The sequence below is a fragment of the Geodermatophilus bullaregiensis genome (assembly GCF_016907675.1).
GTDB lineage: Bacteria > Actinomycetota > Actinomycetes > Mycobacteriales > Geodermatophilaceae > Geodermatophilus > Geodermatophilus bullaregiensis.
Window position 1 is genome coordinate 1,044,546 of the sequence record NZ_JAFBCJ010000001.1, and the last position, 17,556, is coordinate 1,062,101.

Below are 17,556 nucleotides of genomic sequence, written 5' to 3' on the forward strand. Positions count from 1 at the left end.
AGGTCGGCGCCGCCCGGTCAGGGCCGGCCGGTCAGCAGCGCGGGGTCCAGCCGCTCGTCGGCGACGTAGTACAGCGTCGCGCCCTCCGGGACGGGCGTGTCCCACCGCGGGCTGACCTGCAGGCCGTCGTCGGTGCGCAGGGCCAGCACCGTGGCGCCGTGGTCGCGGCCGAAGGCGGTCTGGCACTCGCCGAAGGTCGCGTACGGCAGGCCGTGCGGCACGCGCACCGAGTAGGTGTTGCCGTGCCCGCCGGCGGTCATCAGCTCGTTGTAGACCTGGGTCAGGCCTGGGTCGGCCGCCTCCTCCGACAGCAGGAACGGCATGTGCCACTGCACCACCTGCACGCCGGCGTTGACGTAGCGCAGGCTGTCGCGCCGGCCGAGGTCGCGCACGGCGGCCACCATGTGCACCCGCGGGTTGGCGTGGTCGACGGCGACCGCGATGGCCAGCGTCTCGTTGTCGTCGCGGCCGTCGACGACCGCCGTCCGCGCGCGGTCGACGCCGGCCCGCCGCATGACGTCGGCGTGGGTGAGGTCGCCGCGGACGAAGGACACCGCCGGCTGCTCGGGCATCGGGTTGACCGCCACCTCGTCCCACGCGCACAGCGCCACCTGGGTGCCCGGCTCGACGGTCAGCTCGGCGACGATCCGCTCGGTGCGCCCCGGCGTGTAGCCCAGGACGACGACGTGGTCCCGCAGGTCCAGGGCCACCACTCCTCTCAGCCGCTTGCCCCGCACGGTCTGCAGCGCGGTGGCCAGCTCGGTGAACAGCAGGGTCAGGGTGACGATGCCGCCGACGATCACGTAGGTGCCGACCACGTGGCCGCCGAACGACACCGGGAAGAAGTCGCCGTAGCCGACGGTGGCGGCGGTGACGACGAAGTACCACCAGTAGTTGGCGGGCGCGACGACCTCGCTGCCGGCCGGCTCGACCAGGGCCATGGCGCCCCAGCTGGTGACGAACACCAGCACCGCGACGGCCAGGGGCAGCCGCCAGCCGGGCAGCCGCAGGCGGACCAGGCGCAGCACCCGCTGCAGGATGAACGGCAACGCGGGGACCCCTCGACGGCCGGGCGGACACCGCAACCTACCGTCGCCCGCCGTTCCGAGGCGTCCCCCGCGAGCGGGACGGGTAGCGGTCGGGCATGCGCAGCCGCGACCTCCTCACCCACGCCTACGCGCAGGTCGGCGAGGTCCTGCGCGCCGCCGTCGAGGGCCTGTCGCCCGGGCAGCTGGCGCAGCGGCCCGGCCCCGGCGCCAACCCGATCGGCTGGCTGGCCTGGCACGCGCTGCGCGTGCAGGACGACCACCTCGCCGAGGTCGCCGGCAGCGAGCAGGTGTGGACGGCGCAGGGCTTCGCGGGCCGGTTCGCCCTCCCCGTCGACGACGCCGCGACCGGCTACGGCATGAGCAGCGACGAGGTGGCCGCCGTCCGGGTGCCCTCGGCGGACCTGCTGCTCGAGTACGCCGACGCGGTGCTGGCGCGCAGCACGGAGTTCCTCGGCGGCCTGTCCGACGACGACCTCGACCGCGTCGTCGACGAGCGCTGGGACCCGCCGGTGACCCTCGGCGTCCGGCTGGTCAGCGTGCTCTCCGACGACCTGCAGCACGCCGGCCAGGCGGCCTACGTGCGGGGGCTGCTCGGCGCCTGAGGCAGGTGGCCCGGCAGGACCCGCGCCGCCAGGTCGGCGAGCACCGGTGCGGGCTCGGCGAGGCAGCGGGCGACGTCGGGCTCGACGTCGACGAGCGCACCGGCGCCGATGAACCCGGCCTCCGCCAGCTCGGCCTCGGTCAGCTGCACCCTCCCGGCCAGCCCGACGCACGGCACCCCGGCCGCGCGGGCCCGCGCCAGCACGACCGCGGGCGCCTTGCCGCGCAGGGTCTGGGAGTCCAGGCTGCCCTCCCCCGTCACCGCGAGGTCGGCGCCGGCCAGCGCGTCGTCCAGCCCGACCAGGTCGGCCACCAGCTCCGCGCCGGAGGTCACCGACGAGGTGAGGACGGCGGCGATGCCCGCCGTCGTGCCACCGGCCGCGCCCATGGCCGGCGGTCCCTCCAGCTCGACCCCGAGGTCGCGGCGGACGACGGCGGCGAAGCGGGCGAGCGCCGCGTCGAGCTCGGCCACCTGCTCGGGGGAGGCGCCCTTCTGCGGCCCGTAGACGGCGGCGGCGCCGGTCGGCCCGGTCAGCGGGTTGTCGACGTCGGTGGCCACCTCCACGCGGACGCCGTCCAGCCGCGGGTCGCGGAGGCCGGCGTCGATGCGGTCGAGGAGCGCCAGGCCCGCACCGCCGGGCGGCACGTCGGAGCCGTCGACGTCGAGCAGCCGGACACCCAGGGCCTGCAGCAGGCCGGCGCCGCCGTCGGTGGTGGCGCTGCCGCCGAGGCCGATGACGATGCGCGTGGCGCCGGCGTCGAGCGCGGCCAGCAGCAGCTCACCGACGCCGCGGGTGGTCGCGGTGGTCGGGGCGAGCTCGTCGAGCAGCCCGAGGCCGGCCGCGGTGGCCATCTCCACCACCGCCGTCGTCCCGTCGACGGCGAACTCCGCCTCGACCGGACGGCCGTCCGGGCCGGTGACCGTGACCGTCCGCGGGGTGTAGCCGGCGCGGAGGGCGGCGGCCACCGTGCCCTCGCCGCCGTCGGCCATCGGGCGCAGCAGCACCTCGGCGTCGGGACGCTCGCGCAGCAGCCCGCGGGCGACCGCCTCGGCGGCGTCCGCGGCGGCCAGGGAGCCCTTGAAGGAGTCGGGGGCGATCACGATCCGCACGCACGGCAGCATGCCGTACCCGCGCGTAGCGTCGGACCGTGACCGAGCCGTCGACCACCGACTTCTACGCCCTCGAGGACCTGCTCACCCCCGAGGAGATCGACGTCCGCGACCGGGTGCGCGCGTGGTGCGACACGGAGGTCCTGCCCCGGATCAACGACTACTGGGAGCGCGCGGAGTTCCCCTTCGAGCTGGTGCCGGGCTTCGCGAAGCTGGGCATCGCCGGCGGCACCGTGCAGGGCTACGGCTCGCCGGGCATGAGCGCCGTCGCCGCCGGCCTGGTCGCCGCGGAACTGGCGCGCGCCGACGGCAGCGTCGGCACGTTCAACGGCGTGCACAGCTTCCTGGCCATGCAGTCGATCGCGCTGCTGGGCTCGGAGGAGCAGCGCGAGCGGTGGCTGCCGCCGATGGCCCGCATGGAGGAGATCGGCGCCTTCGGCCTGACCGAGCCCGGGCACGGCTCGGACGCCGTCGCCCTGGAGACCCGCGCCCGCCGCGACGGCGACTCATACGTCCTCGACGGCGCGAAGAAGTGGATCGGCAACGGGTCGATCGCCGACCACGTCATCGTGTGGGCGCGCGGTGAGGACGGCGCGGTCGGCGGCTACGTCGTCGAGAAGGGCACCCCGGGGTTCACCGCGACGGTGATGACCGGCAAGACGGCGCTGCGGGCGGTGTGGCAGGCCGAGCTGACGCTGGAGGGTGTGCGGGTGCCGGCGGAGAACCGGCTGGAGAACTGCCACAGCTTCAAGGACGTCTCGACCATCCTCGACCGCACCCGCTACACCGTGGCCTGGCGCGCCCTCGGCCTGGCCACCGGCTCCTACGAGCTGGCCCTGCAGCACACGCTGCGGCGCGAGCAGTTCGGCCAGCCCATCGCCGGCTACCAGCTGGTGCAGGAGAAGCTCGCCACGATGCTCGCCGACATCACCGGCATGCAGCTCATGTGCTGGCGGCTGTCCAGCCTGGCCGACGCCGGGCGGATGACCCCCGCCATGGCCTCGCTGGCCAAGCGGCACTGCGCGGCGACCGCCCGGCGGATCGTGGCCGACGCCCGCGACCTCCTCGGCGGCGACGGCATCCTGCTCGAGCACCACGTCGCGCGGCACCACGCCGACATCGAGGCCATCTACACCTTCGAGGGCACCGACCACGTGCAGGCGCTCATCGTCGGCCGGGAGATCACCGGCCTGTCGGCGATCAGCGGCCGGCGCCGCTGACCCACCGGATCGCGCTGCTCAGCCGGCCCGGCTGAGCGGCGCGCGCAGCGCCAGCCCGGACAGGCGGCGGCACTCGGGGCAGCCGCTGCGGCCCGCACCCACCCGCTCCCACTGCTGGGAACCCCAGACCTGCACGATCGCGCCGCAGAGCGCCAGTTCCACCTCCCCGTCGAGCTCGGAGGCGGGACGGTGCGCCTCGACGGCGTGCCACGGGTGGCCGTCTTCGGCCGGCCGCCCCCGCGACCACCGGTCCGGCCGGGCGAAGCCGACCGCGTAGGACTCCACGATCCCGGTGTGCCCCGCGTCACAGCAGGTCAACCGCCCACGATCGGGCGACACGGGACCGTGCGGAACGGTGCACGACCGGGTGACCGGGGTACTCCCCCGGCCCCGACCACCAGGAGGCACCCCGTGACCGAGACCGAACGCGACGTGGTGGAACTGCTCAGCGCCGACCACCGCGAGTTCGACCGCGTCTTCACCGAGCTCGAGGGGCTCATGGGCCGGACCGGCGAGGACGTGCTGGCCCGCAAGCGCGCCCTCGTCGACGAGGTCAGCATCGGCCTGGTCAAGCACTCCGTGGCCGAGGAGACCCAGGTCTACCCGCGCGTGCAGGACGAGGTGGACGCCGAGGAGGCCGAGCGGTCCAAGCACGAGCACGACCTGGCCGAGGAGACGATGAAGCGCCTGGAGCGCCTCGACCCGGCCGACGAGCAGTACGACGTGGAGATCCGGACGCTGATCCACGAGATCCGCACGCACGTCGAGCACGAGGAGAGCCGGATGTTCACCGAGCTCAAGGCGACGTTCGACCGGGCGCAGCTGGTGGAGATGGCGCGCCAGGTCGAGCGGGTCAAGGCGATCGCGCCGACCCGGCCGCACCCTCTGGTGCCCAACGAGGGTGGCATCCGGACGGCGCTCGGCCCGGTCGCCGCGCTGGTCGACCACCTCCGCGACGCCGTCAGCGGCCGGGGCAAGCAGGACACCTGAGCCCGGCGCCCGCGGCCCGCTCTCGGGGTGTCGCCCGGCCTCCCGGGGTCCTGCAGCACCCCGGGAGGCCGGAGAACGCCCCGGGAGGGCCGGGCCCCGGGGTCGCCGTCGTCCGGAACGCCCCGGGAGACACCGGCGGGGCACCGCCGTCGCCCTCCCGGCGTTACCGTCGGGAGGCAACGCGGCGGGAGGAGCTCGGACGGTGGAACCAGTCAGCCTGGTGATCGGTGCGGCCCTGCTGGCCGTCGGCTTCGTGGCCGGCCGGGTCGGGCGGCGCCGTCCCGCGGGACCGCCGCCGAACCCGACCCCCCTGTGCGGCTGCGGGCACACGCTGAGCCAGCACGACACCGGGACCAACACCTGCTACGCCGAGCTGCGCCGCGACTCCTACGACAAGCGCGGCCGCTGGGCCGGACACACCTGGGTGCCGTGCACGTGCCGGCAGTACGTCGGCCCGCGCCCGATCGACGAGGTCTTCGTCCCCCGCGTCCTGCCGCCCGGCGACTGAGCAAGGACCCGGGACCGCGACCGTTCCGGTGCCCGGAGAGGACGCCGGGACGGCCGCCCGGGCGTAGCGTCCGCGGGATGGGGGCCGCGGAGTCCGCCGGACCGGCGTCGGACGTCGGACGCGACGACGACGTGGCCTCGCTCATCCCCATGGTGCGCCGCGTCGTCGCGGCCCGGGTGGCCGACGCGACCGCGGTCGAGGACCTGGTCCAGGAGACCCTCGTGCGGGTCCTGGCCGCCGCCGGCCGCGTCGAGCCCGGGATGCTCGAGCCGTACGCCATCGCGACGGCGCGCAACGTCGTCGCCACCTCCTGGCGCGACCAGGACCGGCAGCGCCGCAACCAGCACCGGGTGGTCGACCTGCGGCTGCCGGACGCGCCGGACGAGGGACTGCTGGCCGCCGAGGAGCGGACGGCCGTCGCCGAGGCGCTGGCCCGGCTCCCCGACCGGGACCGCGAGGCGCTGCTCGCGCACGAGGTGTCGGGCCGCGACACCCGCTCGCTGGCCGCGGAGACCGGCTCGACCGCGGGCGCCGTGGCGGCGCAGCTCAACCGCGCGCGGGCCCGGCTGCGCGTGGAGTACCTGCTCGCCCGCGACCACGCCGAACCGCCGACCGACCGGTGCCGGCCGGTGCTGCTGGCCCTCTCCGGCGGGGACCGCCGGCGCCAGCGCGAGGTGGAGGCCGGGCAGCACCTGCTCGAGTGCGACCTCTGCGCGCGGCTCAGCCGGCCCCTGCTCGACCGCGGCCAGCAGCGGGACGACGCCGTCCGGGTCCCGATCTCCGGCGACGCCGACATCGTCGCCGCCCGCCAGGCCGCCCGTGAGCTCGCCGGCCGCCTGGGCTTCGCCCCCACCGACCTGACGCTGATCGCGACGGCGGTGTCGGAGATGGCGCGCAACATCGTGCGCTTCGCCGGCACCGGCGAGGTGGTGGTGGAGCTGCTCGACCGGCCCCGCCGCGGCGTGCAGGTGGTGGCCCGCGACGCCGGCCCGGGGATCGCCGACGTCGGCCTCGCCATGCAGGACGGCTACAGCACGTACCACGGGCTGGGGATGGGACTGCCCGGCGCCCGGCGGCTGATGGACGAGTTCGCGGTCGTGTCCGAGCCCGGCCGCGGCACGACGGTGACGATGACGAGATGGTGTGGTGACCGATGACCCAGGACCAGGGGGCGATCGTGGCCGACAGGATCGACGAGGCGGGTCTCATGGCGACGGCGGAGGACCAGCTGCTCCCCCAGCTGGTGGCGCACCTGCGCGAGCACCGCACCCGGCTGCGCCACGAGTGGGCCGAGCGCATCCAGGGGGCCGGCCTGCTGCACGCGATGACCCCGCAGGAGATGGCCGCGGAGACGACCTCGGTCTACGACAACTACGTCGAGGTGCTCGAGACCGGCAGCGTGCAGGCGCTGCAGCGGTACGCGCGGGACCTGTCGGAGCGGATCATCCCGCGCGGCGTGGAGACGCACGAGGTGGTGGGCATCGTCCTGCTGCTCCGCGACGTGCTCGCCCGGTCACTGTTCGAGAAGTACCAGCGCGACTTCGCCCTGCTCAACCGGGTGCTCGACGCCTACGAGCCGGCGGCCAACCGCATCGCCAACACGGTCGCCGTCAGCTTCGTCGAGGAGCGGGAGCGGGTCATCCGCCAGCAGCAGGACTCGATCCGGGAGCTGTCCACGCCGGTCCTGCCGGTCCGCGAGCGGCTGCTGATCCTGCCGATCATCGGCGTCCTCGACAGCGAGCGGGCCCGCCAGCTCACCGACCAGCTGCTCAACGGGATCCGCACCCACCGGGCGCGGGTCGTCGTCATCGACATCACCGGCGTCCCCGAGGTCGACGAGTCCGTCGCCGACCACCTGGTGCGCACGGTCGACGCCTCCCGCCTCATGGGCGCCAGCGTGATCATCACCGGGCTGTCGCCGCTCATCGCCCAGACGCTGGTCACCATCGGCGTCGACCTCAGCAAGATGGACACCATCGGGGACCTGCAGGGCGGTCTGGAGGAGGCCGAGCGGCTGCTCGGCTACACGGCCGCCCGGGAGGACGGAACGGGCGGACCGTGACGACGACCGGACCCAGGCTCGTCTCGATCCTGCGGCAGGGGCCCTACCTGATCGCCTCGATCCACACGGCCCTCGACGACACCCAGATGACCGACTTCCAGCACGACCTCGTCGAGCGGATCGGGCGGGACCGGTCGCGCGGGGTGGTCATCGACGTCGCCGCGCTCGACGTGCTCGACTCCTTCGGCACACGGACCCTGCGCACCATCGCCGAGGTGGCGCGGCTGCGCGGTGCGGTGACGGTCGTCGTCGGCATCCGGCCCGACGTCGCGTTCGCCATGGTGGCGCTCGGCATGGACACCGGACCGCTGCGGACCGCGCTCGACCTGGAGGAGGGGCTCGACGTCCTCGACCGGCTGGTCGCCCCGGGCCGGTCGACGTCGCGCAGCAGGTCGACGCCGGGCAGCCGGACGGCATGACGGCGACCGGCCAGCTGACCCGCGACTACCGGGTGGCGTTCCTGGCCTACCTGCCGCGCCGCACGGAGGCCGCGCTGCACCGCGGCTACGAGCTGGGACGGGCCGCCGTCACCGACGGGCTGAGCATCCTCGAGGTGGTCCGCGTGCACCACGAGGTCCTGCTCGAGGTGCTGCGCGAGACCCCGGCGGAGGAGGTGCCCGCCGTGGCCGGCGCGGCGTCGGAGTTCCTCATCGAGGTGCTGGCGACCGCCGACATGGCCCAGCGCGGCCTGCTGCACCGGCACTGAGCGGGGCCCTCGGCCGGGTACGGGGGGCACGGTCCCCGGCCGAGGGGTCCGAGGGGTGCGGCCGGGCCGGCCGCACCCCGGTCCGGTCAGTTCTGCTCGAGGTCGACCGGACCCTGGTCGGTGGTGCAGACCGTGGACGTCTCGCCGCTGCGGTCGACGGCGCGCCCCAGGACCGCCACCGGCCCGACCTTGACGCCGCAGATGTTGGCCGCGACCTGGGCCGCCAGCGCCACGTTGACGTCCTCGAGGATCGTGACGTCGCCGACGGCCACGTTGACCAGGCCGTCCTGGACCGGCTGGGCGCCGGCGGTCCCGGCCACGCCGGTGACGAGCGCGGCGCTCGCGGCGAGGCAGAAGGCGCAACGCGTGAGGGTGCGGGTCATGAGGGGTCTCCTGCTCATCCGTCGCCCGGTGCGGCGCCGTCGCCGCTGGGCTGTACGGGTGAAGACCCCCTGGGGCCCCCGGCATGACGCGGGACCCTGCCGGCCGCCGTCCCCTCGAGGACCCGTCCGTCGCGCCCACCTGCGCCGATGCCCGCGCGCCCCGGGCGGCGGGGCGGGAGGCCGGGTGTGGCCCGCGTCATGCCCGCGGGTCGGAGGCGTCCGGGCGGGTATGGGCGCCGGGAACCGCTGCCAGGAGGCGCCCCGATGTCCACCCGATCCGAACCCGCTGGGGCCCGGTCCGCCGACCGCCGCCGAGCCGGCCTGCTCGCGGCGACCGAGCCGGTCCGGGCGGCGGCCAGCGCCGGCGCCCTCGCGCTGACCTACCCCCTGCTGCGCGGCGCCCCGCGCGGCGAGCCGCACGCGGTCCTCGTGCTGCCGGGGCTGCTCGCCTCCGACGCCTCGACGGTGACCCTGCGCCGCTGGGTGCGCGGGCTGGGGTACCCGGTGGTCGGGTGGGAGCTCGGCCGCAACCGCGGGCCGACGAAGGAGATCACCGAGGCGCTGCCGAAGCTGGTCACGCGGCTGGCCGAGCAGCACGGCGGGCCGGTCAGCGTCGTCGGGCAGAGCCTCGGCGGCATCTACGCCCGGCGGCTGGCGCTCCGGGTGCCGCGGCTGGTCCGCCAGGTGGTCAGCCTCGGCTCCCCGTTCGGCCTGGCCGGGCGGCCCGCCGACGGGACGCCCGGCGCCCGCGCCTACGACCGCTACCGGCACCTGCACTCCGTCTCGGGCCGGCCGCGCGGCGGCCTGGGCGGCTCCCTGCCCGTGCCCAGCACCGCCGTCTACTCCCCGTGGGACGGCGTCGTCGACTGGCGCGCCTGCCGGCAGGAGCCCGGCCCGCGCGCGGAGAACGTCGGCGTGCACGCCAGCCACCTCGGCATGGGGCACGACCCGGCGGTGCTGTGGCTGGTGGCCGACCGCCTGGCGCAGACCCGCGAGGACTGGCGGCCGTTCACCCCGCCGGCCCGGCTCCGGCTGCTCTACACCCGGGACGACGAGGACTGACGGCGCCGGGCCCGCAGGACGGTGTCGGCCACGTGCACCGACCCGTGCTCGTGGCCGCGGGCGTCCCGGGGGCGCGTCTCGGCCGCCTCGACCGCCCAGTCGGCGGGGTCGAGGACGGCGGCCATCTGCTCGCCGGTGGCGTACCACCCGGGCAGCCCCGGCCGCTGCACGCCGCGGGAGCAGTCGCCGCCGTCGTGCGCGGTCACCAGCAGCGTGCCGCCGGGCGCGACCGCCGCGGCCAGCCGGCGCAGCACGTCGTCGCGGCGGTCGGGCAGGAGGTGCAGGAACGACGCGGTGACCAGGTCCCAGCGCTCCTCGCCGGGCTCCCAGGCGGTGACGTCCGCGTGCCGCGTCTCGATCCGCACCCCCGCGGACCGCGCCGCCGCGGCGGCCCGGTCGAGCGCGGTCCTCGACAGGTCGAGGGCGGTCACCTCCCAGCCGCGCCGGGCCAGCCAGACGGCGTCCCCGCCCTCGCCGGCCCCGGCGTCCAGCGCGCGGCCCGGTGGCAGCTCGGCGGCCTCGGCGGCCAGGACGTCGTTGACCCGGCCGCTCCACGCGCCGGAGCCGTGCGAGCGGTAGCGCTCCTCCCACCACGCCTCGCCGAACTCCGGGTCCGCCTGCGCGCGGACGACCTCCACCGCGGCCCAGGTCTCCTCCGCCACCAGGTCGGCGTTGATCTGCGCGCCGGCCATCAGCCCCGCGGCCGCCGCGCCGATCACCTGCGCGCCGGGGTCGGCGACGTTGCCGGCGACCCACACCCCGGGCACCGCGGTGGCGCCGCGCGGGTCGGCCGGGATGCGGCTGCCGACCACGTGCGGACCCATCTCGAAGGGCACCGCCTCCAGGCCCAGCCCGGCGAGCACCGCCGAGCGGGCGGTGAACCGGGGCGTGACGACCACCGCCGCGCGGGGCACCACCTCGCCGTCGGCCAGGCGGACGCCGGAGAGCCGGCCGCCGTCGGTCTCCAGCGTGGCGACCGGGCCCTCGAGCACGGTCACGCCCCGCGCGGCGAGCTGCTCGGCCTCCTCGCCGGACAGGACCGCCCCGTGCCGGAAGAGGACGACGTCGCCGCTCAGCTGGCGCCACAGCAGCGCCTGGTGCACCGCCATGGGGCCGGTGGCCAGCACGCCGATCGGCTGGTCGCGCACCTCCCAGCCGTGGCAGTACGGGCAGTGCAGGACGTCGGTCCCCCACAGCTCCCGCACGCCGGGGACGTCGGGCAGCTCGTCGACCAGGCCGGTGGTGACCAGCAGCCGGCGCGCGCCGAGCACCCGCCCGCCGGCCGTCTCGACGGTGAAGGAGCCGGCCGAGCCGCCGACCGCGGTCACCCGGTCGTCGACCAGCGCGACGCCGTAGCCGGCGACCTCGGCCCGGCCGGCCGACCGCAGCTCGGCCGGCGGCGTGCCGTCGCGGCCGAGGTAGTTGTGCATCTCGTGCGCCGGCGCGTTGCGCGGCGTCCCGTCGTCGACGACCGCGACCGACCGCCGCGCCCGTCCCAGTGCCAGGGCCCCCGACAGGCCCGCCGCTCCCCCGCCGATGACCACCACGTCGTACGTCTCGTCCATGCCGGAGACGGTGCACCCGGCCGCACCCACTTGGCAAAAACCCTTGCCGGAGTGGCAAACTCGGCGGCGTGCCCGACGACGTGCCCGACCTCGACGACGTGCTCACCGCCGTCGGCCCCCGGCTGCGCGAGCTGCGCCGCCGCCGCGGGGCGACGCTGACCCAGCTGTCGGAGGACACCGGCATCTCGGTGTCCACCCTGTCGCGGCTGGAGAGCGGACAGCGCCGCCCCACGCTGGAGCTCCTGCTCCCGCTGGCCCGTGCCCACCAGGTGCCGCTCGACGAGCTGGTCGACGCCCCCGAGACCGGTGACCCACGCGTGCGCCTGAAGCCGATCACCCGGCACGGCGCGACGTTCATCCCGCTCACCCGGCGCCCCGGTGGGCTGCAGGCCTACAAGCAGGTGCTCCCGCCGCACTGGGGCGGGGAGCCGGGCGAGCAGCGGTCGCACGAGGGCTGGGAGTGGGTCTACGTGCTGTCCGGGCGGCTGCGGCTGCTGCTCGGCGACGCCGACGTCGTGCTCACGCCCGGTGAGGTGGCCGAGTTCGACACCCGGACCCCGCACTGGCTCGGCAACCCCGACGACCGTCCCGCCGAGCTGCTCGCCCTCTACGGCCCGCAGGGCGAGCGCATCCACGTGCGCGCCGCACCTCCCGGCCGCTGATCAGTCCTCGGGGGCAGCCAGCCAGCGGCGGACCTCCGCGCCGTGCTCGTCGAGCCCGGGCGGCGGCAGCCAGTAGCCCGCCGGGGTGGCCGACAGGCGGATCGGGTGGCGCACCGACGGGACGCCGCCGACGGCGACCACCGGGTCCAGGCCCAGCCGCTGCGCCAGGGCCACGCCCTGGTCCACCGTGTTGATGGGCCCGCACGGCACCCCGGCGGCGGTGATGTCGGCGAACCACTCGTCCTTGGCGCGGGTGCGCAGCCGCTCGACCAGCAGGGCGCGCAGCTCGCGGCGGTTGGCCACGCGGCCCTCGTTGCGCGCGAAGCGCGGGTCGTCGGCGAGCTCCGGCACCCCGAGGACGCCGACCAGCCTCCGGAACTGGCCGTCGTTGCCCGCGGCCACCACCAGGTCGCCGTCGGCACACGGCAGCGGCTCGTAGGGGAAGAGGCTCGGGTGGCTGTTGCCCATCCGGAACGGGACGACGCCGCCGGCGACGACGGCCGAGGTCTGGTTGACCAGCCCCGACAGCGCCGAGGACAGCAGGTCCACCTCGACGTGCTGCCCGCGGCCGGTGCCGGCCCGCGCGTGCAGCGCGGAGAGCACCCCGACGGCGGCGTGCAGCCCGGTGACCACGTCGATCACGGCGACGCCGGCGCGGTACGGGCTGCCGTCGGCGTCACCGGTGAGGCTCATCAGCCCCGACACCGCCTGCACGATGAGGTCGTAGCCGGGCAGCGACCGGCCCTCCGGCCCGCTGCCGAAACCGCTGATCGAGGCGTAGACGACGCCGGGGTTGGTCGCCGCCACCTCGTCGTAGCCCAGCCCGAACCGCGCCAGCCCGCCGGGGCGGAGGTTCTCGACCAGCACGTCGGCGCGGCGGGCCAGCTCGCGCGCGGCGGCGAGGTCGTCGTCGACGCTGAGGTCGAGGACCACCGAGCGCTTGTTCCGGTTGATCCCCAGGTAGTACGTCGAGACGCCGTCGCGCAGCGGTGGCGCCCAGGTGCGGGTGTCGTCACCCCCCGGGCCCTCGACCTTGACCACCTCGGCGCCGAGGTCGGCGAGCAGCATCGTGGCGTAGGGCCCGGCGAGGACGCGCGAGAAGTCGGCCACCAGCAGCCCGGCCAGCGGCCCCCGGGACCGCTCCTCCGTCGACCGTCCCTCAGTCGGCACTGTCACCGGTGCAGGCAACCACGCGGGTGCGATCGCCGCCGCGCGGGTACCGGCGGACCCATGAGCGGGAAGTCGGCGGAGGACTACGCCGAGGACTACACGGACCCGGAGCTGCGCGCACGGCTCAAGGAGGAGATCAAGACCGGGGACAGGGGCGGCCGGCCCGGCCAGTGGAGCGCGCGGAAGAGCCAGCTGCTCGCCTACGAGTACGAGGCGCAGGGCGGCGGCTACCGGCACGAGGGCGAGCGCACCGCGTCGCAGCGGCACCTGCAGGAGTGGACCGAGCAGGACTGGCACACCGCCGAGGGCGGCGAACGGGCGCGCGGCAGCGACGGGACGAAGCGCTACCTGCCCGACGCCGCCTGGCACCTGCTCAGCGACGAGGAGAAGCGGGCCACCGACTCCCGCAAGCGGCACGGCGAGGAGCAGCACGTCGCCGACACCGACGCCGCCAAGGAGGCGCGCAGGGCCGCCGAGCTGGTCGACGTCGACGCCACCGAGGCGCGCAGGCGGGTCTCGCGGATGCACGGCGACTCCCAGCTCGACCGCGCCGAGCAGGCGGAGCGGGAGCTCGGCAAGGGACGCAAGACGGTGCTCGACGCGATCGAGCGCCGGCGCGACCGGGACTGAGGGGTGTCGGCGGCGATGATCAGGTGACCTGATCGTGGCGCGTCCTCCCCGACCGTGGGACGTGAGGGAGGACGCGCTGCGGTGAGGGAGGACGTCCCGACGCGAGGACCTCGACGACGACCCGGTCCGCGTCTGACCCGAGCGTCGTCCACCGACCCGGCCGGCGCCGGGCTCCACCGGGGTCGGCAGGCGGGCGGCCGGGTCAGGGCCCGGTCGGTCGCGGACGCTGGGCGAGCCGGTCGAGCAGCGCCCGCCAGCCGCTGGCCGACTCGCCGGGACCGAGGCTGCGCAGCCGCAGGTCCCCGATCAGCGCGTGTGCCCGCACGACGATGCGCGGGGTGCCCGCCAGCCGCGGCACCGGCGCCAGGTCGACCTTCCGGTCGCCGATGACCGTCCAGCCGTCCAGCTCGGCGTCCACCCCCTCGGCGACGACCACGTCGACGTCGCCGACCACCGTGGTCAGCTCCAGCTCGACCACCCCGGCGTCCGTGCGCAGCGCCCGCAGGTCGACCCGGATGTCGCCCAGTCCGGTCCTGACCCGCTGCGGCAGCGGGGAGCGGGCGTCGAGCCGGACGTCGCCCACGACGGTGGACCGTCGCGCAGGCGGGCGGCTCCCCACGATCTCGACCTGCGCGTCGGCCGCCCGGGCCGGCAGGTCGGCGAGCAGCGGGGCGAGCTGGTCGGTGACCGTCGCCGCGTAGGCGGCCTGGGCCCGCTCCCCGAACTCGTCGACGGTGATCCGCCCCTCCGCCATGGCGGTCTGCAGCCGGGTCACCACCGCCTCCCGTTCGGCGTCGGACGCCCGGACGGCGTGCCGCGGTGTCAGGTCCTCGGTCATCGGCCGACCTCCTCGTCCGCGCTGCCGTCCCCCGTGGGCGCACCCCACCCTGGCACGACCGCCGGTCCGGACGACAGGGCCGCGCTGCGCCGGCGCAGCCGGGCAGCACCTCGCCCGGCACACGTCGGCATCCCGCCGGGACCAGGGCACCGGTGGTGCTACCGGAGTGGCACCGCGGTGTGGAGCTGAGCGTCAGCCTGACCGAGGAGGACGCCGCGGTCCTCGACGACCACGCCGGGACGGCCGGCCCGAGGTCCCGGTCGGCAGCTCTGCACCACGCCATCCGGCTCCTCCGCCACCCGGACCCGGAGGAGGAGTACGCAGCCGCGTGGGAGGAGTGGGCGGGCGTCGGGTGAGGCGGCCGACTGGCAGACGACGGCGGGCGACGGGCGCGACGGTGCTGCGCGGTGAGATCCGCCTCGTCGACCTCGAGCCCGTCCGCGGCAGCGAGGCCGGCACGCGCCGACCCGCGGTGGTCGTCAGCAACGACCGCGCCAACGCGGTGGCCGGTCGGCTGGCTCGTGGCGTGGTGACCGTCGTCCCGGTCATCAGCGACACCACCCGGGTCTTCCCCTTCCAGACCCTGCTGCCGGCCGAGGGCACCGGTCCGCCGGTCGACGGCAAGGCCCAGGCGGAGCAGGTGCGCGCCGGGTGCAGCCTCCCGCTGCACCACACTGGGGTGGGCGCCGTCAGCCGGCGCGCGCGGCCCGTGCCACCGCGACCAGCCGGTCGAGCTCGGCCGGCGGGATGGCGGCGCCGAAGTCGGCGGCGAACCGGCGCATGGGCATCGAGCCGATCATCTGCAGCATGCCCTCGTGCACCTCGGCGGCGCCGTCGGGCATGGACGCCAGGAAGCCCTCCAGCAGCGGCGTCCCGACGACCGGGTGGCCGAACCACTCGGCCACCGACGAGCCGAGCGTGAGCTCCGGGACGACCGTGTCGCCGGCCAGCGTCACCGTCTCCTCGGCCAGGACCTCGGCGGCGTCGGCGCAGACCTGCGCGGTGTACTCGCCCGGCGGCACGACCCAGCCGTGCTCCCGGACGTCCCAGTAGGCGAAGGCGCGGCGGTCCAGGTCGAGGTCCACCGTCCGGGACTCCCCGGGCTCCAGCGACAGCTTCGTGAAGGCGCGCAGCTCCCGGGCCGGGCGGCGGACAGGGCCGGCCGTCGTCGCGACGTAGACCTGCACGACGTGCTTCCCGGCCCGGTTCCCGGTGTTGGTCACGGTCACCGAGACGGTGGCGCTGTCGTCGCCGGTCGCCGTCACCCGCAGGTCACCGGTCTCGACGGTCGTGTAGCCCAGCCCGTGGCCGAACGGGTAGCGCACGGGACGGTCGACGGTCACGTGGTGCCGGTAGCCGACCATCACGCCCTCGCCGTAGCGGACGTGCCCCTGCTCGCCGGGGAAGTTCAGGTGGCTGGGGGTGTCCGCCAGGCGCAGCGGGATCGTCTCGGCCAGGCGCCCGGAGGGGCTCACGGCGCCGGTGAGCAGGTCGGCCAGCGCGCCGCCGCCGGCCTGCCCCAGCAGGAACCCGGCGAGCACGGCGTCGACGTCGTCGTGCCAGCCCTCCAGGGACACGATGCCGCCGGAGGACAGCACGACGACCGTCCGCGCGCCGGCCGCGGCCACCGCCCGGATCAGCTCCACCTGGGCGGCGGGCAGGTCGATCGTGGTCCGGTCGAACCCCTCGGACTCGTCGGACTCGGCCAGCCCGGCGAAGACCACGGTGACGTCGGCGTCGCGGGCCACGGCGAGGGCCTCCTCGCGCAGCGCCACGGCGTCGCCGGACCCGTCGAGGGTGAAGCCGGGGGCGAAGGCGAGGGCCCCGTCGTGCAGGTCCCGCAGGGCGGTCAGCGCGTCGTCGACCCGGGTGGCGTTGACGTGCGAGCTGCCGCCGCCCTGGTAGCGCGGCGCCCGGGCGAACTCGCCGACCACGGCGACCCGCGTGCCCGGCGCCAGCGGCAGCACGGCGCCGTCGTTCCTGAGCAGCACCGCGCAGCCGGCCGCGAGCTCGCGGGCCAGCGCGTGGTGGGCGTCGGCGTCGAAGCCCGCGGTCGGCTCGGTCACCAGGTCGGCGAGCGCGGCCACCCGCCGCACGCTGCGGTCGACGAGGGCCTCGTCGAGCTCCCCGGCGCGGACGGCGTCGACGACGAGCCGGTTGCCGGCGCCGGAGTCGCCGGGCATCTGCAGGTCCAGGCCGGCCGCCAGCGCGGCGACCCGGTCGTCGACGGCGCCCCAGTCGGAGACGACGACGCCCGCGAAGCCCCACTGCTCGCGGAGCACCTCGGTGAGCAGCCAGTGGTTCTGCGACGCGTAGACGCCGTTGACCCGGTTGTAGGCGCACATGACCGTGGCCGGCCGCGCCTCGGTGACGATCCGCTCGAAGGCGGGCAGGTAGATCTCGTGCAGGGTCCGCTCGTCGACGTCGGCGCTGACCTGCATGCGCTGCGTCTCCTGGTTGTTCGCCGCGAAGTGCTTGACCGAGGCGCCGACGCCCTGCGCCTGCTGACCGCGGACGTGCGCGGCACCGAGCACGCCGGTCAGCAGCGGGTCCTCGGAGTAGTACTCGAAGTTCCGCCCGCACAGCGGGGACCGCTTGATGTTCACGCCCGGGCCGAGGACGACCGGCACGCCGAGGGCGCGAGCCTCCACGCCGACCGCCGCGCCGATCCGCTCGGCCAGCTCCGGGTCCCAGCTCGACCCGACGGCGACGGCCGGCGGGAAGCAGGTGGCCGGGAGGCTCTGCAGCAGCCCGATCCGGTCGAAGTCCCCCTCCTGGCGGCGCACTCCGTGCGGGCCGTCGGTGAGCACCACCGAGGGCAGGCCGGCCTCCTCGACCGGCGGGGTGGACCAGAAGTCCTGGCCGGAGAGCAGCGCGGCCTTCGTCTCGAGGGGCAGCGCGGTGACGTCGGCCGGGGTGCGGGGAGCCATGACCGTCACTGTGCCCCGACCGTCGTGGGGACGCGCTCGCAGCACGGCGCCGACGCGGTGACGGTGTCCG

20 protein-coding genes and 1 pseudogene are annotated in these 17,556 nt (G+C 76.0%); 13 read left to right on the forward strand and 8 right to left on the reverse strand.

Annotation, left to right across the window (positions count from 1 at the left end):
* Positions 1-17: 17 nt before the first annotated feature.
* Positions 18-1,049 carry an NAD-binding protein gene (locus JOD57_RS04810; RefSeq protein WP_204690850.1) on the reverse strand — a complete coding sequence of 344 codons (1,032 nt, stop codon included), beginning with the start codon at positions 1,047-1,049 and terminating at the stop codon, positions 18-20.
* A 95-nt stretch (positions 1,050-1,144) separates the two neighbouring features.
* Between JOD57_RS04810 and JOD57_RS04815 the strand changes: the two genes are divergently transcribed.
* The gene (locus JOD57_RS04815) at positions 1,145-1,651 is read left to right on the forward strand and encodes a mycothiol transferase (RefSeq protein ID WP_204690851.1); all 507 of its coding nucleotides are present in this window, start codon (positions 1,145-1,147) and stop codon (positions 1,649-1,651) included.
* Here JOD57_RS04815 and JOD57_RS04820 read toward each other — a convergent pair.
* A complete protein-coding gene (locus tag JOD57_RS04820; protein ID WP_307824462.1) occupies positions 1,624-2,760 on the reverse strand; it encodes a glycerate kinase in 1,137 nt (378 codons plus the stop codon). The genes JOD57_RS04815 and JOD57_RS04820 overlap by 28 nt on opposite strands.
* A 38-nt stretch (positions 2,761-2,798) precedes the next feature.
* Here JOD57_RS04820 and JOD57_RS04825 point away from each other — a divergent pair, with 38 nt between their 5' ends.
* Positions 2,799-3,980 (forward strand): acyl-CoA dehydrogenase family protein, encoded by a 1,182-nt coding sequence (locus tag JOD57_RS04825; protein ID WP_204690853.1) that lies wholly within the window; start codon positions 2,799-2,801, stop codon positions 3,978-3,980.
* Positions 3,981-3,998: 18 nt separating this feature from the next.
* On the opposite strand, the gene JOD57_RS04830 is transcribed toward JOD57_RS04825, so the two are convergent.
* Positions 3,999-4,265 (reverse strand): hypothetical protein, encoded by a 267-nt coding sequence (locus tag JOD57_RS04830; protein WP_204690854.1) that lies wholly within the window; start codon positions 4,263-4,265, stop codon positions 3,999-4,001.
* Between the two features lie 126 nt (positions 4,266-4,391).
* Here JOD57_RS04830 and JOD57_RS04835 point away from each other — a divergent pair, with 126 nt between their 5' ends.
* The 6 genes from JOD57_RS04835 to JOD57_RS04860 all read left to right on the forward strand — a co-directional run bounded on the left by JOD57_RS04835 (position 4,392) and on the right by JOD57_RS04860 (position 8,246).
* Positions 4,392-4,970 carry a hemerythrin domain-containing protein gene (locus JOD57_RS04835; RefSeq protein ID WP_204690855.1) on the forward strand — a complete coding sequence of 193 codons (579 nt, stop codon included), beginning with the start codon at positions 4,392-4,394 and terminating at the stop codon, positions 4,968-4,970.
* A 202-nt stretch (positions 4,971-5,172) separates the two neighbouring features.
* The gene (locus JOD57_RS04840; RefSeq protein WP_204690856.1) at positions 5,173-5,478 is read left to right on the forward strand and encodes a hypothetical protein; all 306 of its coding nucleotides are present in this window, start codon (positions 5,173-5,175) and stop codon (positions 5,476-5,478) included.
* Between the two features lie 77 nt (positions 5,479-5,555).
* A complete protein-coding gene (locus tag JOD57_RS04845) occupies positions 5,556-6,635 on the forward strand; it encodes a sigma-70 family RNA polymerase sigma factor (RefSeq protein WP_204690857.1) in 1,080 nt (359 codons plus the stop codon).
* Positions 6,632-7,540, forward strand: coding sequence for an STAS domain-containing protein (locus JOD57_RS04850; RefSeq protein ID WP_239568166.1), 909 nt, complete (start codon positions 6,632-6,634; stop codon positions 7,538-7,540). Before JOD57_RS04845 ends, JOD57_RS04850 begins: the two co-directional genes overlap by 4 nt.
* On the forward strand, positions 7,537-7,959 hold the full coding sequence (locus tag JOD57_RS04855) for an STAS domain-containing protein (protein ID WP_307824464.1): 423 nt from the start codon (positions 7,537-7,539) through the stop codon (positions 7,957-7,959). The genes JOD57_RS04850 and JOD57_RS04855 overlap by 4 nt, the downstream gene beginning before the upstream one ends.
* Positions 7,956-8,246 carry a phosphatase RsbU N-terminal domain-containing protein gene (locus JOD57_RS04860; RefSeq protein WP_204690858.1) on the forward strand — a complete coding sequence of 97 codons (291 nt, stop codon included), beginning with the start codon at positions 7,956-7,958 and terminating at the stop codon, positions 8,244-8,246. Before JOD57_RS04855 ends, JOD57_RS04860 begins: the two co-directional genes overlap by 4 nt.
* Positions 8,247-8,332: 86 nt before the next feature.
* Here the strand turns inward: JOD57_RS04860 and JOD57_RS04865 are convergent, their stop codons facing one another.
* The gene (locus JOD57_RS04865) at positions 8,333-8,629 is read right to left on the reverse strand and encodes a hypothetical protein (protein WP_204690859.1); all 297 of its coding nucleotides are present in this window, start codon (positions 8,627-8,629) and stop codon (positions 8,333-8,335) included.
* Positions 8,630-8,893: 264 nt separating this feature from the next.
* Here JOD57_RS04865 and JOD57_RS04870 point away from each other — a divergent pair, with 264 nt between their 5' ends.
* Entirely contained in the window at positions 8,894-9,691 is a 798-nt protein-coding gene (locus JOD57_RS04870; RefSeq protein WP_204690860.1) for an esterase/lipase family protein, read from the forward strand.
* On the opposite strand, the gene JOD57_RS04875 is transcribed toward JOD57_RS04870, so the two are convergent.
* Complete coding sequence (locus JOD57_RS04875) at positions 9,667-11,256, reverse strand: FAD-dependent oxidoreductase (protein ID WP_204690861.1); 1,590 nt, start codon at positions 11,254-11,256, stop codon at positions 9,667-9,669. The two genes, JOD57_RS04870 and JOD57_RS04875, sit on opposite strands and share 25 nt — an antisense overlap.
* A gap of 68 nt (positions 11,257-11,324) precedes the next feature.
* On the opposite strand from JOD57_RS04875, the gene JOD57_RS04880 reads away from it, so the two are divergent.
* Complete coding sequence (locus tag JOD57_RS04880; protein ID WP_307824466.1) at positions 11,325-11,918, forward strand: helix-turn-helix domain-containing protein; 594 nt, start codon at positions 11,325-11,327, stop codon at positions 11,916-11,918.
* Here JOD57_RS04880 and JOD57_RS04885 read toward each other — a convergent pair whose 3' ends face one another.
* Positions 11,919-13,094 carry a CaiB/BaiF CoA transferase family protein gene (locus JOD57_RS04885; RefSeq protein WP_307824467.1) on the reverse strand — a complete coding sequence of 392 codons (1,176 nt, stop codon included), beginning with the start codon at positions 13,092-13,094 and terminating at the stop codon, positions 11,919-11,921.
* Positions 13,095-13,148: 54 nt separating this feature from the next.
* On the opposite strand from JOD57_RS04885, the gene JOD57_RS04890 reads away from it, so the two are divergent.
* Positions 13,149-13,718 carry a hypothetical protein gene (locus JOD57_RS04890; RefSeq protein WP_204690862.1) on the forward strand — a complete coding sequence of 190 codons (570 nt, stop codon included), beginning with the start codon at positions 13,149-13,151 and terminating at the stop codon, positions 13,716-13,718.
* Positions 13,719-13,920: 202 nt separating this feature from the next.
* Here the strand turns inward: JOD57_RS04890 and JOD57_RS04895 are convergent, their stop codons facing one another.
* On the reverse strand, positions 13,921-14,556 hold the full coding sequence (locus JOD57_RS04895) for a DUF1707 SHOCT-like domain-containing protein (protein WP_204690863.1): 636 nt from the start codon (positions 14,554-14,556) through the stop codon (positions 13,921-13,923).
* A 152-nt stretch (positions 14,557-14,708) separates the two neighbouring features.
* Between JOD57_RS04895 and JOD57_RS04900 the strand changes: the two genes are divergently transcribed.
* On the forward strand, positions 14,709-14,912 hold the full coding sequence (locus JOD57_RS04900) for a ribbon-helix-helix protein, CopG family (RefSeq protein ID WP_307824468.1): 204 nt from the start codon (positions 14,709-14,711) through the stop codon (positions 14,910-14,912).
* A 41-nt stretch (positions 14,913-14,953) separates the two neighbouring features.
* Positions 14,954-15,193: pseudogene (locus JOD57_RS04905) on the forward strand (type II toxin-antitoxin system PemK/MazF family toxin); the annotation flags it as partial.
* A gap of 52 nt (positions 15,194-15,245) precedes the next feature.
* Here the strand turns inward: JOD57_RS04905 and JOD57_RS04910 are convergent.
* Positions 15,246-17,486 carry a glycoside hydrolase family 3 C-terminal domain-containing protein gene (locus JOD57_RS04910; protein WP_204690864.1) on the reverse strand — a complete coding sequence of 747 codons (2,241 nt, stop codon included), beginning with the start codon at positions 17,484-17,486 and terminating at the stop codon, positions 15,246-15,248.
* Positions 17,487-17,556 lie beyond the last annotated feature (70 nt).

What these genes read in the sequence shown, in the direction of transcription:
- JOD57_RS04875 (WP_204690861.1), bottom strand. Translation starts at nt 11,256, where the DNA reads ATGGACGAGACGTACGACGTGGTGGTCATCGGCGGGGGAGCGGCGGGC.
- JOD57_RS04870 (WP_204690860.1), top strand. Translation starts at nt 8,894, where the DNA reads ATGTCCACCCGATCCGAACCCGCTGGGGCCCGGTCCGCCGACCGCCGC.
- JOD57_RS04845 (WP_204690857.1), top strand. Translation starts at nt 5,556, where the DNA reads ATGGGGGCCGCGGAGTCCGCCGGACCGGCGTCGGACGTCGGACGCGAC.
- JOD57_RS04865 (WP_204690859.1), bottom strand. Translation starts at nt 8,629, where the DNA reads ATGACCCGCACCCTCACGCGTTGCGCCTTCTGCCTCGCCGCGAGCGCC.
- JOD57_RS04815 (WP_204690851.1), top strand. Translation starts at nt 1,145, where the DNA reads ATGCGCAGCCGCGACCTCCTCACCCACGCCTACGCGCAGGTCGGCGAG.
- JOD57_RS04895 (WP_204690863.1), bottom strand. Translation starts at nt 14,556, where the DNA reads ATGACCGAGGACCTGACACCGCGGCACGCCGTCCGGGCGTCCGACGCC.
- JOD57_RS04910 (WP_204690864.1), bottom strand. Translation starts at nt 17,486, where the DNA reads ATGGCTCCCCGCACCCCGGCCGACGTCACCGCGCTGCCCCTCGAGACG.
- JOD57_RS04860 (WP_204690858.1), top strand. Translation starts at nt 7,956, where the DNA reads ATGACGGCGACCGGCCAGCTGACCCGCGACTACCGGGTGGCGTTCCTG.
- JOD57_RS04850 (WP_239568166.1), top strand. Translation starts at nt 6,632, where the DNA reads ATGACCCAGGACCAGGGGGCGATCGTGGCCGACAGGATCGACGAGGCG.
- JOD57_RS04890 (WP_204690862.1), top strand. Translation starts at nt 13,149, where the DNA reads ATGAGCGGGAAGTCGGCGGAGGACTACGCCGAGGACTACACGGACCCG.